Source organism: Flavobacterium sp. 140616W15 (genome assembly GCF_003668995.1).
Taxonomy (GTDB): domain Bacteria; phylum Bacteroidota; class Bacteroidia; order Flavobacteriales; family Flavobacteriaceae; genus Flavobacterium.
Window position 1 is genome coordinate 3486948 of the sequence record NZ_CP033068.1, and the last position, 16666, is coordinate 3503613.

The window sequence follows — 16666 nt, forward strand, 5'->3', positions numbered from 1 at the left end:
AATTTCAAAGAACATCAAATTTTAAATCAAAAAAAATTGAATATAAAATTCAATTTTAAAAATCTCTAAGCCCAAATAGCTTCTTTATTTTTATTTTTTCGGCAACTTTTAGAATGTCTGTTATAACTCCTCTCGCTATAGCTTCTCTTCCTGCAGCGGCACTTTGAATAACTATCGGAATATTTCCGTAAGATTGTGTGTAAATCTCAAAAATAGTATCTGATCCTTTTAATTGCCCGATTGCTGTTTTAGTAGATTCTGAAACTAATTTCACCTCTAGTTTATTCTCCAAAATAGTATATTCTCCAACATACCTCAAAACATGATTATCGGCCTGTGTAATTTTTGCAATTTTAAAAGACTTATCCAGTACCTCTTTATTGAGTACTCGTTTTGACTTTGCATTTAACCCGTATTGATTATGGTCTAAAAGCGGTGTGATTTTTATATCCGAAAATTCAAAATCTTTTCCAATCTCTCTGGTCAAAATAAGTAGTTTCTCTGCCACATCGCTACCTGATAAATCTCTCTCATAATCTGATGTTACTAACTGAAGTTTTTCTGCTTCTTTTAAAACCTCAGAAAAACAAATATCTTCCGATGAAAATCGATTAAATACATAACTTAATGAATCCGAAAAAACACCTCGTATTTTTGTTATTTTCTCTCCCGAATTGTATAAATCTCTAATCGTTTGTAATACTGGGAATCCAGTATCTACAGAAGTCTCATATAAAAACTCTTTATCATATTTTTTAAGATTCTCTCTTAACTCCTTATAGAAATGAATTGGTAACGTATTGGCTTTTTTATTTACCGCCACTATGTTGAATCCGTTTTGGATTAATGGGATATAATGATCTACCAGTTCATCGCTTGCAGTAGCATCGACAGCAATTAAATTTTCAAATGCATTTTCTTTTGCAAAAGCAATAATATCATCTACTTTAAATGGAATTGCAAGATGCACAAAATTAGCCTCCCATGCGTTTTCTGCACCTTCCTTTTCAAAGAATGCCAATGTTGAATTGGTTATGATAGGAAATCTCAAATCAATGCTTTTATTTTCATTAAAGAAAGCTTGACTTTCAATAATTTGATTGATTAAAGTACTACCTATATTTCCTATTCCAAAAAGGATGATATTTATTTTAAGCTTTGACATAATTTTTATTTTTTTAAAACAACTTCAAGAAATTACATTCTACATGCAAAATATTATAAATCAATTTAAACACGAATTTCACGAATTCACACAAATCTTAATGGTTAACTTAGTTTGTGAAATTAATTTCCGAACGAATTAGTGCCAATTCGTGAAATTTGTGTTTGTTTTTTTATACCTATGCTGCGAAGTCAACTCAAGAAATATTGTTTTGAATTTTTACTTTGTGCTATTGTTTTTGATACTTTTTTTTGAAAATCACCTTTAACCCTGCTCACGTGGTTAAAGGCAATTTTTCTAACAAAAAACAAAAAAACCTAACTTTCTAATTTATGCTAATTGCGCACTTTTTATATTTTTAAAAACTGCCTGTAAATCGGCAATTAAATCGTCTATATCTTCAATTCCTACTGAAAGTCGAATCAAGTCTTTTGAAACTCCTGTTGAAACTTGTTCCTCTTCTGATAATTGTTGATGTGTTGTACTTGCTGGATGAATAATTAATGACTTCGTATCCCCTATGTTTGCCAAAAGCGAGAATAACTTTGTTTCGTCAGCTACTTTTTTAGCTGCTTCAAAGCCCCCTTTTAATCCAAAAGTTATGATTCCGCTTTGTCCTTTTGATAGGTATTCTTGCGCTAAGTCATAATATTTATTTGATTTAAGGCCTGGATAATTTACCCAAACCACCTCATCTTGTGCCTCTAACCATGATGCTAATGCCAATGCATTTTCGCTATGTTTTTTGATACGAATTGGCAATGTCTCTAATCCCTGTAAAATCTGAAAAGCATTGAATGGACTTAATGCTGAGCCAAAATCACGTAATCCTTCTATTCGTGCTTTAGCTATGAACGCCGCATTTCCTAGCGCTTCGTTATAAACTAATCCGTGGTAACCCGCAGATGGCTCTGTAAATTCAGGAAATTTTCCGTTTGCCCAATCAAAAGTCCCGGCATCGATAATTGCTCCTCCTAAAGAAGTTCCGTTTCCTGAAATATACTTCGTCAAAGAATGAATTACAATGTTTGCTCCATACTCTATTGGATTAAGTAAATATGGTGTTGGAACAGTATTATCAACTATAAATGGAACCTTGAATGCTTTGGCTGCTGTAGCAATTGCTTTTAAGTCCAATACATCTAATTTTGGATTTCCTAATGACTCTACAAAAAACACTCTGGTATTTTCCTTTGCTGCTTTGGTAAAGTTTTCAGCATCTGATGGATCTACAAATGTGGTTGTGATTCCTAATCTTGGCAAAGTAACTTTTAATAAGTTATAGGTTCCTCCATATAAACTATTAGAAGCTACGATATGATCTCCTGCTTTAAGCAATGTTAACAAAGTTGTTGCAATTGCCGATGCTCCCGACGCTGTTACTACAGCTCCAATACCGCCTTCTAGTGCTGCCAGTCGTTGTTCCAGAACATCATTTGTTGGGTTGTTTAATCGTGTGTAAATAAACCCTGCTTCAGCTAGACCAAATAAATTAGCTGCATGATCAGAATTATTAAAAACATATGATGATGTTTGGTAAATAGGCACTGCTCTTGTGTTACCATTTTTAGTTACATCATGTCCTGCGTGTAGTGCGTTTGTTGCGAATTTTTGTGTGCTCATGGGTTCTGTTTTTTTTTAATTAGTTAAATGATTGTGTGTTTATATTTTGAATTATTTTTCTGTTTATATAAAAAGATCTTCATCTTCGTGGGCATACATCTGAAACAATAATGAGTTTGATTCACTCGAATATAATTTCCCTTTTATTTCGTTTGTATTAATTCTTTTGGTCTGTATTACACCAAAGATTCTTTTAGCGTCTGTTTTCAATAAAGTTTGAATTGCTCTTGAAATTTTATAGAATGTTTTCATGATTTCTAAAATTTAATTATGGAATAAAAAAAAGCCCTTTCGGATGGCTACCAAAAGGGCTTATAGTTTTAACTATAACAAAGATTTTATCTTTCACTTTTGGCAATAGCAAATTGGGATGCACATACGCATCATACAACACATCATCATTTTATTTGCTATTGAATTCATTTTATAAAAGTTGTTTTATTTGTTTTTTTAATTCTACTAATTTGATAGAGTAAATGTAATAACTATTTTTTAGACTACCAAACTAAAAATTACTTTTTGCATAAAAAGATTTCCTAACGGAATAATCTCTTATGATTATGACTCTTAATATAACCTATTTAAGAAAAATGCTGGATGTATTTTTTTTAAAATTTCAATACATCCAGTAATTAAATTATATTTTAAAGCTTAAACGAGCAAAACCAAATCTGCCGTTTAATCCAAATTGCGATACTGCTCTAGAATAAGCAAATTGATTTGCATTACTTAAGTCTGCACTTGGTGCAGGCGACAATGTTGGGGTTGTATTTGTAAAAGCTGGAGTTGCCGGATTATTTCTATCTGGATAAACATCTCCAATATTATTAACTCCAAGTGTTACTCTTAAGTGCTCATTTATTTGATATCCTAAAGACAAATCGGTAACTAGTTTTGCACTATATTCTGGATGCTCATAAACTGAAGAAAAACCATCTAAGTTTACATCTGTTGCTCCTGGATCAGTAACTTTTCCAAAATAGCTATTTCTTAAATATATATCTAGTTTTTTAATACTGAAAGTAGTCATTAAGTTAGCTTTTAATTTAGGAATTGCCTCTTCAAGATAAATTCGGCTTGACTCTGGGAAAAAAGAATATTTATAAGGTTCTCCTCCTGCATTCACAATTGATTCTGGTACATTTAAATCTCCGACTCTTTTTGTAGTGTTGTAACTTAATGCAAAATCATTTTTGATTGTAAAATCTTGAATAACATTATATTTCTGAGAAATAACTAAGTCGATTCCTTTCGTCTCTGAGTTGATTCCGTTTGTCCAGAATGAAGCTCTTTCTACACCTTTTAAATCAAATGCTTGTTGGAACAATGTTAATGCATCTTTTTGTTCTGGAGATGTCGCTCCATTTATTTGTGCATCTGTAGGTCTTGCATATTGCCCCGTTAAGACAACTCTGTCATCAATTCTTGTAAAATAAGCATCTGTAGCAATTGTAATATTAGCTTCAGGAATTTTAAATGTAAAACCTGTACTTATACTCCTAGATGTTTCTGCTTTTAGATTCTCAACACCAATACTTTTTGCTGCCGGCGAATCATTTGTAAAATATCCTACTTGATATGGTGATCCATTAATAAATTGTGTAGAGCTGCTTTCGAAATATTTTTGTTGTAATGATGGCGCTCTAAAACCTGTTTGTCCTGAAATTCTCCAGTTGATGTTATCTGTAAGTTTTAAAAGAGAGGCTAATTTAAAAGTAACTGTACTACCAAAATCTGAATAGTTCTCGTAACGAGCTGCTCCATTTAAAAGCCAATCTTTTGTTAGATTTAACTCTAAATCAATATAAGCTGCACCACTCCTTCTGTCTTTTTCTTTAGCATCTGATGGTTGAAACCCTGAGAATCCTTGTGCTCCTGCTCCACGCTTAGCACCAAAAAGTCAGTTACAATTAATGGTGAGTTGCCAGGTAAAATTCCCGAAACAAGATTTCCATTTACATCATACAAACCATAAGACTCAACATCTCCTTGTTTTATCTGATAATTTTCATATCTAAATTCTCCTCCAAAGGCAACATTCAATCCTCCTAATACATCATATTTTTTACTTAAATCTAAATTGGTTGTGCTTTGTAGAAATGAAACTTTTCCTGCATAAAAACTATCTGCTGAATTTGTTCCTAATGTAGCATTGATAGTATTGTTCACATCATATTTAAAAGAATTGGTTCCAAGGTTTGTACTAATATCTGTATCGAAACCAAATAATTGAGTTGTAAGTCCAACTGCAGAAGATAAATCTAGAATATCCGATTCTATTTCTGGTAAAAATCCATTTGCATATACTTGTGTAAATGTCCCTGCACCATTAGGAAGTCTGTTAAAAGCATATGATTTTCCGTTTCTGTATGAAGCTCCTCCAAAAGAATACAATGATGTAATTTCAGTCAAAGGATATTTTGCATTATAATACAATTGTCCCGACGCTAATTCTGATTGACCAACGCTCATATTATAGTCACTTCTTTCCTGTCCTCTATAATTAATCTCATTATTAGTTACATCAAAACCTAATGCAGTTTGCATTTGAGTAATGTTATTTGCTGATGAAATTGCCGTTTGCTGAGCTGGAGTAAAATAACCTACTTGTGGAGCATATTGTTGGAGCGAACTAATAATCTGAGCTGAGTTTGGAGTAGTATTAATATTACTAAATAATGAATTAATATTTACTCCATTCTGAGCGGCTCTATATTCAACAGCATTATATGCATTGAATATATTATTACTTCTAATACCAGCTCTACTTGTTGCCTGTCTTGTAACAGCACTACCTGTAACACTCAGGAAACTTCCTTCTTTACCCAAAGATGTTCCGTAGTTTAAATCTACTTGCAAAGATTGTCCGTCTGCTCCTCCCTTAAAGTTATTAGAACCTGAAGATATATTTGCACCATATTGTACATCTCCTGAAAGGAAATTAGCATTTTTCTTCAATACAATATTAATTACCCCTGCGATTGCGTCCGAGCCATACTGAGCTGCTGCTCCATCTCTTAAAACTTCAATTCTTTCGATTGCAAATGATGGTATCGCATTTAAATCTGTTCCTACTGAACCTCTTCCTGGTGCTCCATTAATATTAACTAATGCACTTGTATATCTTCTTTTACCATTTATAAGTATTAAAACCTGATCTGGGCCTAGTCCTCTTAATTGTGCTGGATCGATATGATCGGTTCCATCTGCTGTTGAAGTCGGATTACTTGTAAATGATGGCGCAACATAATTTAATATTTGAGTTACACTGGTTTGTGGTGCTCCTTTTGTTATTTCAGAAATATTAAAAATATCGATTGGCACTGGCACATCAGTCTTTACTCTGTTTTTACTCCTAGAACCGATTATTGTCACTTCTGATAATTCATTATTTTGTAAAGTATCTTTCTCTTTTTTATTTTCCTGAGCATAAATGCCTGAAAATGTCAAAAGACCTAAAACTAATGCTACATTTTTTTTCATTGCTTTTTACTGATTTGTTACTACTTTGGTTTAAAATGACATGCTGTTATATTTTTCTTCTTTAAACAAAAAAACCCCTGCAATTTGCAGAGGTTCTATATATATTTTTGAAAAAAAACTACAATAGTATCTCTGCGGAATATTCCGGCATCTTACAAGACATCATATTGTTAACAGTAAATTTCATTTTTCTTTTTTGTTTTGTTGGGACAAATTTGCGAACTATTTTTTAGTCTACCAAACAAAAGTCGATTTATTTTCTAAACTCTATAGAATAAGTCGAATATGTTAAATTTCTCTTTATTAAATTAAAAAAACAAAAGTTTAATTTGCAATTCAAAATGGTTTTATACCTTTGCACCCGAATACAGAGGAAAAATTTGAACTGATTGCAACCTCTTCATAATGAAAACATTCATTATGGATGCTGAAAGATTTTCATTTCAGTATTAAAAAATGCTAAAGCAGGAATCCTCCTTTAGCATTTCCAGCAATTATTTTTTTCCTCGCTTAATTTTATAATTTTAATTTAATAAATATTATGGCTTATTTATTTACGTCAGAATCTGTTAGCGAAGGACATCCTGACAAAGTTGCGGATCAAATCTCGGATGCATTAATTGATAATTTTCTAGCATTTGATGCTGATTCTAAAGTAGCTTGTGAAACTTTGGTAACTACTGGACAAGTAATATTGGCCGGTGAAGTAAAATCAAATACTTATTTAGATGTACAACAAATCGCTCGTGATGTAATCAGAAAAATTGGTTACACTAAAAGCGAATATATGTTTGAGGCAAACTCTTGTGGTATTTTATCTGCAATTCACGAACAATCTGCTGATATTAACCAAGGTGTGGACAGAGCAAATCCTGAAGAACAAGGAGCAGGTGACCAAGGAATGATGTTTGGTTATGCAACAAATGAAACAGAAAATTATATGCCTTTGGCACTTGATTTATCTCATAAATTATTACAAGAATTAGCAATTTTAAGACGTGAAAATAAAGAAATCACTTATTTACGTCCTGATGCTAAATCTCAAGTAACGTTAGAATACAGTGATGACAATAAGCCAACACGTATCGATGCAATTGTAATATCTACTCAACATGATGATTTTGATGAAGAAGCTGTAATGCTTGCTAAAATCAAAAAGGATATTATCGAAATTCTTATCCCAAGAATTATTGCTAAAAACCCAACTCACGCACATTTATTCAACGATAAAATTCAATATCACATTAACCCAACTGGAAAATTCGTAATTGGAGGACCTCACGGAGATACTGGATTAACTGGAAGAAAAATCATTGTAGATACTTACGGTGGTAAAGGAGCTCACGGTGGTGGTGCTTTCTCTGGAAAAGATCCAAGTAAAGTAGATAGAAGTGCTGCTTATGCTACACGTCATATCGCTAAAAACTTAGTTGCTGCTGGTATCGCTGATGAAATCTTGGTACAAGTTTCTTACGCAATTGGAGTTGCAAAACCAATGGGTATTTTTATTGATACTTACGGAACTTCTAAAGTAAACTTAACTAACGGTGAAATCGCTAAAAAGGTAGAAGCTATTTTTGATATGCGTCCTTACTTTATTGAGCAACGTTTAAAATTAAGAAATCCTATTTATAGCGAAACTGCTGCTTACGGCCACATGGGACGTAAACCTGAAACTGTAACTAAAACTTTTTCTGCTCCAGGAGGAAACGAAAAAACGGTTACTGTTGAATTATTCACATGGGAAAAACTTGATTTTGTTGATCAAGTAAAAGCTGCATTTGGATTGTAATTATAGACTAACTTAGATTGTTAGATTTTTTTGACAACTACTTTACTTTAAATATAAAAAGCCCAATTTCTAATTTTAGAGATTGGGCTTTATTTTAATAAAACATTTTTATCTTTCTAATTGCACATTCGCAATGTTTTAGGGCGATTTACATCATTTATTGAGTTGAAAACATAATAAAATATATTACTACTAAAAAGAAAACTAATCTTTTAATTTTCATAAATCAATTATCTGATTATACACAAGATAACTCTAAAAACTCCGTTTTAAAATCAACTCAATAAACAAAGCAAATTGCAATTGAGTTTTTCGTAATTTGGTCTATTCAAAATTTCAATTACTAAACCCAAAACAATAATGTATAAAAACTTGATATTTCTAATTCTTATTAGCTCCTTTTCTGTTGCTTTTTCTCAGGATAAGAAAATCCAAATTTCTACTATAAACAATATAACCTTTGATGCAGATCAATTTTCAGGAATCGATTCTTTTGGTTTTTCTTACTTAACAAAAAACAATCGATTTATTAAAACCAACGGCAAAGATGCATACGAATATAAAAACATATCTTTAGGAAAAATCACCAAAGTCGATATAGAAAACCCTCTTAAAGTGGTTCTTTTTTACGAAGATTTCAATACCGTAATTTTACTTGACAATCAGTTTAACGAAACAAATAGAATTAATTTCTCAAAAAACACTGCTCCTATTCTAGCTTCTGGAATTGGAATTGCTTCACAAAACCAACTTTGGATTTACAATACACTAAATCAACAGATAGGTCTTTATAATTATTTAAAAGATGAATATAAAACTGTTTCAATACCTCTTTTAGGAAACATAAAATACTATCAATCGAATTTCAACGTTTTTTATTGGATAGATGAAAAGAACAATTGGTTTTCATGTGATATTTTTGGGAAAGTAGTTGCTTTGGGAAAAATACCCGATTTTGATGATTTAACTATTTTAAACAATCATCAATATATTTTCAAGAAGGCTAATTTGTTGTTTTTTAAAGATATCAGTAAGCAAGAAATAGGAAATCCATTTCAAATTGAAATTTCAGAAAAAACGTTTGGGAATTTCTACTGCAAAGACCAAATTTTATCTATTTTTACATTTGGAGGAATTACAAATTATAAAATCATAATACCGTAATGCACATAGCAATAGCAGGAAACATAGGCGCAGGAAAAACAACTCTAACCAAATTACTGGCCAAACACTTCAAGTGGGAGCCTCATTTTGAGGATGTGGTTGATAATCCATACTTGGATGATTTTTACCATCAAATGGAGCGTTGGTCGTTTAATTTGCAAATTTATTTCTTAAACAGCAGATTTCGCCAAGTGCAGCAGATTCGCGAAAGTGGTAAAAAAATCATTCAAGATAGAACCATTTATGAAGATGCTTATATTTTTGCTCCAAACTTATATTCGATGGGTTTAATGACAAGTCGTGATTTTCAGAATTACACTTCTTTGTTTGAACTAATGGAAACATTGGTAAAACCACCCGATTTATTAATTTACCTAAGAAGCTCTATTCCAAATTTAGTAGGACAGATACACAAACGTGGGCGTGAATATGAAAACTCTATTTCTATTGATTATTTAAGCCGTCTAAACGAGCGTTATGAAGCTTGGGTACAAACATACACCAAAGGAAAACTTTTAATAATTGATGTTGACAATATAAACTTTGTAGACAACCCAGAAGATTTAGGCGATATCATTAATAGAATTGATGCTGAATTAAACGGATTGTTTTAAAACACAAAAAATGCCTCTAAATTACTTAGAGGCATTTTTTTATACAACATTGTCAAAATTTACACTTTGACAATGTCATTTGATTTAAGTCATTTACTTATTTTAAGGCATCAATTTGAGCATTAACTTCTGCTGCTGTCCCTTTAAATGTCTTAGTATCTACCTTACCATTTACGGTAGTTGTAACTGTTCCTACAACCAGACCATTTACATTCACAATTTCTACTCGAACTGCATCTGTTTTAGTGTATTTAGTTGTATCAAAACAATCTGTTCTTTTATGAAGGTATTTTCCGTTTGCATCATAATTAGCTAAACATTTTGCTGTCTCTTCTGGTGTACATCCTTTTTCTTTACACATTTGCGCACATTCTTCTTTAGTCATAGTCGCCATTTTAGACCTATCACATTTTGAATGTCCACTACCATGTATTTCAGTTTTAGCACAACAAGAACCTCCTGCTGCCATTCCTGAAGCTGAGTGTCCTTCGCCTAATATCGGAGCAATTACTAATCCTATCAAGCACGTTAGTTTTATCAAAATATTCATTGATGGTCCTGATGTATCTTTAAATGGATCTCCAACTGTATCTCCTGTAACAGCTGCTTTATGCGCATCAGAGCCTTTATAAGTCATTTCTCCATTAATAAGCACTCCTGCTTCAAAAGATTTTTTTGCATTATCCCAAGCGCCTCCTGCATTATTTTGAAAAACCGCCCAAAGAACTCCTGAAACAGTTACTCCAGCCATATAACCTCCCAACATTTCAGCGATTAATTGATTATTGCTTCCGTAAACTAATTTACCTAACAATACAATTGCAATTGGAAACCCTATCGTTAAGATTCCCGGAAGCATCATTTCGCGTAAAGCGGCTTTAGTCGAAATATCTACACATTTTGCATATTCTGGTTTTCCTGTTCCTTCCATAATACCAGGAATTTCTCTAAACTGGCGTCGTACTTCGTAAACCATATCCATCGCTGCTTTCCCTACTGAATTCATGGCTAAAGCTGAGAAAACTACTGGAATCATTCCTCCAACAAAAAGCATTGCTAAAACTGGTGCTTTAAAAATATTGATTCCGTCAATTCCGGTAAAAGTCACATATGCTGCAAACAATGCAAGCGAAGTTAATGCTGCCGAAGCAATTGCAAATCCTTTTCCTGTTGCTGCTGTAGTATTCCCTACTGAATCTAGAATATCTGTTCTTGTACGCACTTCTTTTGGTAATTCGCTCATTTCTGCAATTCCTCCTGCATTATCCGATATTGGTCCAAAAGCATCAATTGCTAATTGCATTGCTGTTGTTGCCATCATTGCTGATGCTGCTAATGCCACTCCATAAAACCCAGCTAATGCATAAGAAATCCAAATTGCTGCTGCGAATAATAATACTGTTGGAAATGTAGAAATCATTCCTGTTGCTAAACCAGCAATTACATTTGTTCCAGCTCCTGTAGATGATTTTTGCACAATTGCTAGTACTGGCTTGGTACCTAATCCTGTATAATATTCAGTCACCGAAGAAATAGCCCCTCCTACAATTAATCCAACAATAGTAGCATAGAAAACACGCATTGAAGAAATATCTTTAGCACCTTCACCAAAGAAACTCATCTTCATTGTTTCTGGCAACATATATTGCACTAAAAAGAAACATGCAATTGCGGTTAAAACAATCGAAACCCAATTTCCTATATTCAAGGCTTTTTGTACTTGTGCTTCCTTTGCGTTATCATCAGAAATTTTTACTAATGTCGTTCCTATAATAGAGAATAGAATTCCGAAACCAGCGATTGCCATTGGTAACAAAATAGGCCCTATACCTCCAAAAGCATCCTGAATGTTTCCACCCATATCTTTTATTACATAATTCCCAAGAACCATTGCTGCTAAAACTGTCGCAACGTATGATCCGAATAAATCGGCTCCCATTCCTGCAACATCACCAACATTGTCACCAACATTATCAGCGATTGTTGCTGGATTACGAGGATCATCTTCTGGAATCCCAGCTTCGACTTTACCTACTAAATCGGCACCAACATCGGCAGCCTTAGTATAAATCCCTCCTCCAACTCTTGCAAATAATGCAATTGATTCAGCTCCTAATGAAAACCCTGCTAATGTTTCGAGAACCTTAGTCATATCTTCTGATGAAGTCCAAACTCCATTCATGAATACCTGAAAAAATACTATAAAAAAACCGGTTAACCCTAAAACAGCTAATCCGGCAACTCCTAATCCCATAACGGTTCCACCGCCGAAAGATACTTTTAATGCTTGTGGCAAACTAGTTCTTGCCGCTTGCGTAGTTCTAACGTTAGTTTTGGTTGCTATTTTCATCCCCATATTTCCTGCTAATGCAGAGAAAAATGCTCCGAAAACAAAAGCTACAACTATTAATATATGTGTGGTGGGAACTATAAATGAAATTCCCGCTAAAACAATACTTGCTCCAATTACAAAAAAGGTAAGCAATCGATACTCCGCTTTTAGGAAAGCTAATGCTCCTTCATAAATGTGGTCTGAAATAGCTTTCATTTTGCCATCTCCAGCATCTTGTTTTAACACCCAAGTCCTTTTTATTGCCATGAAAAGTAATCCTATAATTGCCATAACAATTGGCAAATAAATCATAAATGCATTCATAATATTTTAATGGTTTTGGTTAATAGTCAATAAACTAACAAAACGAATTTAAACAAAAAAGCAATACTCTTAACAGAGTATTGCTTTTTTTATAAAATATGAATGCAAAAATTATTTAATGCTAAATAACCCTTCTGGTTTGTTTTCGATATCATCAAAACGTTTAGTACATTCTGCAATAATAGCGTATGCTTCGTTTACATCTCCCCATCCACCAACATCTACTTTTTTGTTTTCTAAATCTTTATAAACTTGGAAGAAATGCTCAATTTCTTTTACTAAGTGAGGATTCATATCTGATAAATCAGTTAATGAATTCCAGATTGGATCAGAAACTGGTACACAAATAATTTTCTCATCTGGTCCTTTGTCATCTGCCATATGGAAAACACCAATTGGTTTTACTTCCATAACACATCCTGGGAAAGTTGGCTCGTTTACCAAAACCAATACATCTAATGGGTCACCATCAAGAGCTAAAGTTTCAGGAATGAAACCATAATCTGCCGGATACATCATTGAAGAGAACAACATTCTATCAAAACGCATTCTTTTAATTTCAAAATCGTACTCGTATTTATTTCTGCTTCCTCTTGGTATTTCGATTAAAACATCGAAAGTTGTTAGTTTGTCTGCGGTCATTGTTCTTGTTTATTATTTTTCTTAATTTCGATTGCAAAAGTAGTCAAAAGTATCCCTTTTTACAATAAAAAATACTGTTATATCTCCATTAAGTTTTAATAAACAAGCAATTAATAGGTAATTGTTCTTTTTCTTTTCTTTAAATAATAATGCCATAGCAAATATGTAGCGTAAGATCGATACGGACTCCATTGCGAGGTGTGAATTTCCATCTCATCTTTGTCGTGAATATCTAGTAATTCTTTGATTGTATTTACTACAGCAATATCGCCAAGTGGAATTAAATCGGGTTCTTGAAGACAAAACATCAGGTAAATATCGATAGTCCAATTTCCAATTCCTTTTAGTTTTATGAGTTCCTCCCGAACTTGTTTAGCCGATTTGGTTGCTAAGCTCTCAATATTGATTTCATTATTTAGTATTGCTGAAGCCAGAGCTTTAATATAAGTTGTCTTTTGTCGGCTTACACCCAAAGTACGAAAAGTTTCATCTGGTAAGATTACTAATGCTTCAGGAGTGCAAATTGTATGATCTTTAATTTTTATAAATGTAGCCTTGGCTGAATCTATAGATACTTGCTGTTCTAGAATAAGCAAAACCAATGTTTCGAAACCTTGCGGTCGTCTCGGAATTGGTGGCAACCCATATTCTTGAATAATTCTCTGAAAAATTGGATTCTTCTCTGAAAGATAATCGATTACTTCTTGCATAACGTGATTTTAGCCCCGATAAAAGCGGCATCCTTTATGTTTTACCTTTAAAAACATAAAGATATAGCGGATAGCGGGAATAGCTTCTAAAATTAAATGAAAAAATCTCGCAAAGTCACAAAATCGTAAAGTTTTGTTTTTACACGAATTCTACAAATATAAACTGATGAGCACAGATTTTATAATCTTTACATTTAAAATAAATCGACAGACTTTGTATAAAGAAGATATTTAAGCATAAAAAAAGTCACAAAGAATTAAACCTTTGTGACTTTGATACTTTGCATCTTTATAATTAGAAATAGAATCCAAAAGATCCTTTTACTGCAAATTTATTAGCATCGGGTGTATTTAGGTAACTTCCTCTCCATGAGAAATCGATACGGAATACTTTGAAGATATTCCCAATTCCTGCACTGTATTCCCAATACACTTTTTCGGGTGCATTGTACTCTAAGCCCGATGCATTAATAGCTCTGTTAGCATCTGTGATGGTCCCATAAACTGCTTTGGCTCCAATAATCTCTCTCCAATTAAGTTTACGCATAAATGGGATTCTTGCAAAAAGTCGCCCTCCAAAATTATGATCCCATTGCAGAGTTGTGTATTGATCGGTTACAAATTCATAGAAATTTAAGTTACTAAATGTATTCTCGATTGTAAAATAAGTCTGATTTCCTGGAATCACACTCATTAATCCTAACGGTATTGTTCCGAATGTTTTTCCTGTTTCTAGAATAAGATTTGTACGTCCTAGAGGTCCTATAATTATAGGTTGCTTATAATACAGCTGAACCTTTTCGTATTTAAAATCACTATCTAGCACTCCTTTAAATCCATGGCTATAATTAATAAAAAATCGACTAAACGGACTATCTACATTATTTCTTTCAACACCAAAACCTATTGTTTTACGATTTGGGGTATATTCTATCTGAATATTCGCTTCTGATTGTTTTACTCCATTTGCTATAACTCCTCCCGGATTTGTTGCTGAAGGCAAGGTGGTATAATAATCTAAACTAAATGTACTTGAAGCAGATTCTAATGTACGATATGACAATCCTACTTGAAATGTTAGATTCTTGATTGGCTCAATTTCGGCGGCAACATTGGTTAAATTAATATTGGTTAATTTCCCGTTACTTCCTGTTGTAAATAAAGCCGATGAGGCAAAGCTTCGTCCTAAAACATCATTAGTTGTTGTTAAACTAGCTCCAATTTGTTCTACATCTCTCCTATTTCCTCCCGAGATAATAAGACGATTTTTTTTGTCGATCATCCATTTTCCTGAAAGCCCGTACTTAAATTTGTTATCATCAAATCCATATGCTGTATACGCTTGTAAACGCCAAGGATCATTTGGCCCAAAATAAGTTCTTCCTCCTACTCGTATACGAACTCCTTCGACTTCATTATAGCCGAATGTTGAGAATATAGGTCCGTAATCAAATTTCGGAAACTCTATATAGCCACTACCAAGTATCGAAACCAAACTATAAAGTTGTTTAAATCTCTTGACTGTTTGCAAGGTATCAAGCATTTTATAAACTCCTTGCTCGTCTTTAGTTAGTTTTTCGAATCGGTTTTCTTCCCAATATTCATCGGGTCTATTATACACTTCGTTGTCTATATAATTTACTTCTTCTTTATAGAAAGCAGCTGGTTTTGGTATATTAAACTTATGATCTCTATAAGATGAAGTTCTCTTTCCATAAACCCCTTTAGAACTTTCTTTTTTGTTTAAAGCAAAGTCCGACATCATATAATCTCTTGTAAGAAGAAAAATAGAATCACTTACAACATCAAATTCTTGCTCGATATAAATATCTTTTACCCAGTTAATATTAGCACTTTTTGTAACTGCCATATTAATTTTCTTGATAGCAAACGTGGTATCATTTACCCAAAAATCTCCCTTAAAAGTCAATTCATTTTTACGTCTTGGATAAAAGACAATATTATAACACCATTTGTTATCTATAAATGTACTATCTTTTAAAACATAGTTATACACATCAATTCCTGTTCTAGATAACGGACTTGTAAAACTTTTATCAAAAAAGGTTAGGTGATTATCATAAATATTATAATCAGAATACAGGTCTTTTACAAAAGCTAATATCTGCTGATTATTATTAAATCCAGAGGTTTTACTTCCTTTAATTATCTCTTTTACTTTCTTTATATTATTATCTCCGTATACATCATACAAAGATTCGTTTATAAAAATAGGCAAATACGTTTTTCCTGTAACTTTAGAAGTATCTACTTGTTTAAAAATGAACTCCATTCCTTTAAAAATTTTGTTCTTCATGAAGGCACTATCGATGGTATTCATATCGAATTCCACTTTTTCGTACTTCTCCATTTGGTATTGTTTAAACTGATACAATCCATTTTTACGTTTTCTTTCCCATATTTTTCTAAGAATATCTAACGCTGGATTATTTTTTTTAGAAGTCTTACCAGTATAAATCACTACCTCATTTAAACTTTCGGCTTCGTTTAAGACAACTTTAAAATTGTAATTAACTGCTTTTTCTAGTGTGATTTCTTTTTCCGAAAAGCCAGCCGAAGCAACAATAATAGTTGTATAAGTATTTGGCGATTCTAAATAAAACCGTCCATCCTCGTTAGAAACGATTCCGATATTGGTTCCTTTAAAAACTACATTGGCAAAAGGAATCGGCTGATTGGATTTATCTAAGACGATTCCACTCACTTTTGTTTGTGCAAAAATGCTATTTACAAATGCAAATAAGAAAAACAGACTGAGTACAATAATTCTTTTCATAATCCCCCCAAAAAAAAACT

At 32.7% G+C, this 16666-nt stretch carries 10 protein-coding genes and 1 pseudogene; 3 read left to right on the forward strand and 8 right to left on the reverse strand.

Going from position 1 to position 16666, the window contains the following annotated elements; translation table 11 throughout:
• Positions 1 to 55 precede the first annotated feature (55 nt).
• From EAG11_RS15290 to EAG11_RS22905, 4 genes and pseudogenes are all read right to left on the reverse strand, one after another.
• Complete coding sequence (locus tag EAG11_RS15290) at positions 56 to 1165, reverse strand: aspartate kinase (protein WP_129539907.1); 1110 nt, start codon at positions 1163 to 1165, stop codon at positions 56 to 58.
• A 330-nt stretch (positions 1166 to 1495) separates the two neighbouring features.
• Positions 1496 to 2788, reverse strand: a complete 1293-nt coding sequence (locus EAG11_RS15295; RefSeq protein ID WP_129539908.1) for an O-acetylhomoserine aminocarboxypropyltransferase/cysteine synthase family protein — start codon at positions 2786 to 2788, stop codon at positions 1496 to 1498.
• A 63-nt stretch (positions 2789 to 2851) separates the two neighbouring features.
• On the reverse strand, positions 2852 to 3040 hold the full coding sequence (locus tag EAG11_RS15300) for a hypothetical protein (RefSeq protein ID WP_129539909.1): 189 nt from the start codon (positions 3038 to 3040) through the stop codon (positions 2852 to 2854).
• A gap of 385 nt (positions 3041 to 3425) precedes the next feature.
• A pseudogene (locus tag EAG11_RS22905) lies at positions 3426 to 6271 on the reverse strand (TonB-dependent receptor plug domain-containing protein).
• 541 nt (positions 6272 to 6812) lie between these two features.
• Here EAG11_RS22905 and metK point away from each other — a divergent pair.
• From metK to EAG11_RS15320, 3 genes are all read left to right on the forward strand, one after another.
• Entirely contained in the window at positions 6813 to 8063 is a 1251-nt protein-coding gene (gene metK, locus EAG11_RS15310) for a methionine adenosyltransferase (RefSeq protein WP_129539910.1), read from the forward strand.
• A 360-nt stretch (positions 8064 to 8423) separates the two neighbouring features.
• Positions 8424 to 9227 (forward strand): hypothetical protein, encoded by an 804-nt coding sequence (locus tag EAG11_RS15315; RefSeq protein ID WP_129539911.1) that lies wholly within the window; start codon positions 8424 to 8426, stop codon positions 9225 to 9227.
• A complete protein-coding gene (locus tag EAG11_RS15320) occupies positions 9227 to 9841 on the forward strand; it encodes a deoxynucleoside kinase (RefSeq protein WP_129539912.1) in 615 nt (204 codons plus the stop codon). Before EAG11_RS15315 ends, EAG11_RS15320 begins: the two co-directional genes overlap by 1 nt.
• 97 nt (positions 9842 to 9938) lie before the next feature.
• Here EAG11_RS15320 and EAG11_RS15325 read toward each other — a convergent pair whose 3' ends face one another.
• The 4 genes from EAG11_RS15325 to EAG11_RS15340 form a co-directional block, all read right to left on the reverse strand.
• Positions 9939 to 12497 (reverse strand): sodium-translocating pyrophosphatase, encoded by a 2559-nt coding sequence (locus EAG11_RS15325; protein ID WP_129539913.1) that lies wholly within the window; start codon positions 12495 to 12497, stop codon positions 9939 to 9941.
• A 111-nt stretch (positions 12498 to 12608) separates the two neighbouring features.
• Positions 12609 to 13139 carry an inorganic diphosphatase gene (locus tag EAG11_RS15330; protein ID WP_129539914.1) on the reverse strand — a complete coding sequence of 177 codons (531 nt, stop codon included), beginning with the start codon at positions 13137 to 13139 and terminating at the stop codon, positions 12609 to 12611.
• A 110-nt stretch (positions 13140 to 13249) separates the two neighbouring features.
• Entirely contained in the window at positions 13250 to 13849 is a 600-nt protein-coding gene (locus tag EAG11_RS15335; protein WP_129539915.1) for a DNA-3-methyladenine glycosylase, read from the reverse strand.
• Between the two features lie 295 nt (positions 13850 to 14144).
• A complete protein-coding gene (locus tag EAG11_RS15340) occupies positions 14145 to 16646 on the reverse strand; it encodes a DUF5686 and carboxypeptidase-like regulatory domain-containing protein (RefSeq protein WP_129539916.1) in 2502 nt (833 codons plus the stop codon).
• Positions 16647 to 16666 lie beyond the last annotated feature (20 nt).

Excerpts from the sequence above, each read along its gene's own strand:
- EAG11_RS15325 (WP_129539913.1), bottom strand. The coding sequence starts at position 12,497 with ATGAATGCATTTATGATTTATTTGCCAATTGTTATGGCAATTATAGGA.
- EAG11_RS15330 (WP_129539914.1), bottom strand. The coding sequence starts at position 13,139 with ATGACCGCAGACAAACTAACAACTTTCGATGTTTTAATCGAAATACCA.
- EAG11_RS15335 (WP_129539915.1), bottom strand. The coding sequence starts at position 13,849 with ATGCAAGAAGTAATCGATTATCTTTCAGAGAAGAATCCAATTTTTCAG.
- EAG11_RS15340 (WP_129539916.1), bottom strand. The coding sequence starts at position 16,646 with ATGAAAAGAATTATTGTACTCAGTCTGTTTTTCTTATTTGCATTTGTA.
- EAG11_RS15300 (WP_129539909.1), bottom strand. The coding sequence starts at position 3,040 with ATGAAAACATTCTATAAAATTTCAAGAGCAATTCAAACTTTATTGAAA.
- EAG11_RS15290 (WP_129539907.1), bottom strand. The coding sequence starts at position 1,165 with ATGTCAAAGCTTAAAATAAATATCATCCTTTTTGGAATAGGAAATATA.
- EAG11_RS15315 (WP_129539911.1), top strand. The coding sequence starts at position 8,424 with ATGTATAAAAACTTGATATTTCTAATTCTTATTAGCTCCTTTTCTGTT.
- EAG11_RS15295 (WP_129539908.1), bottom strand. The coding sequence starts at position 2,788 with ATGAGCACACAAAAATTCGCAACAAACGCACTACACGCAGGACATGAT.
- metK (WP_129539910.1), top strand. The coding sequence starts at position 6,813 with ATGGCTTATTTATTTACGTCAGAATCTGTTAGCGAAGGACATCCTGAC.
- EAG11_RS15320 (WP_129539912.1), top strand. The coding sequence starts at position 9,227 with ATGCACATAGCAATAGCAGGAAACATAGGCGCAGGAAAAACAACTCTA.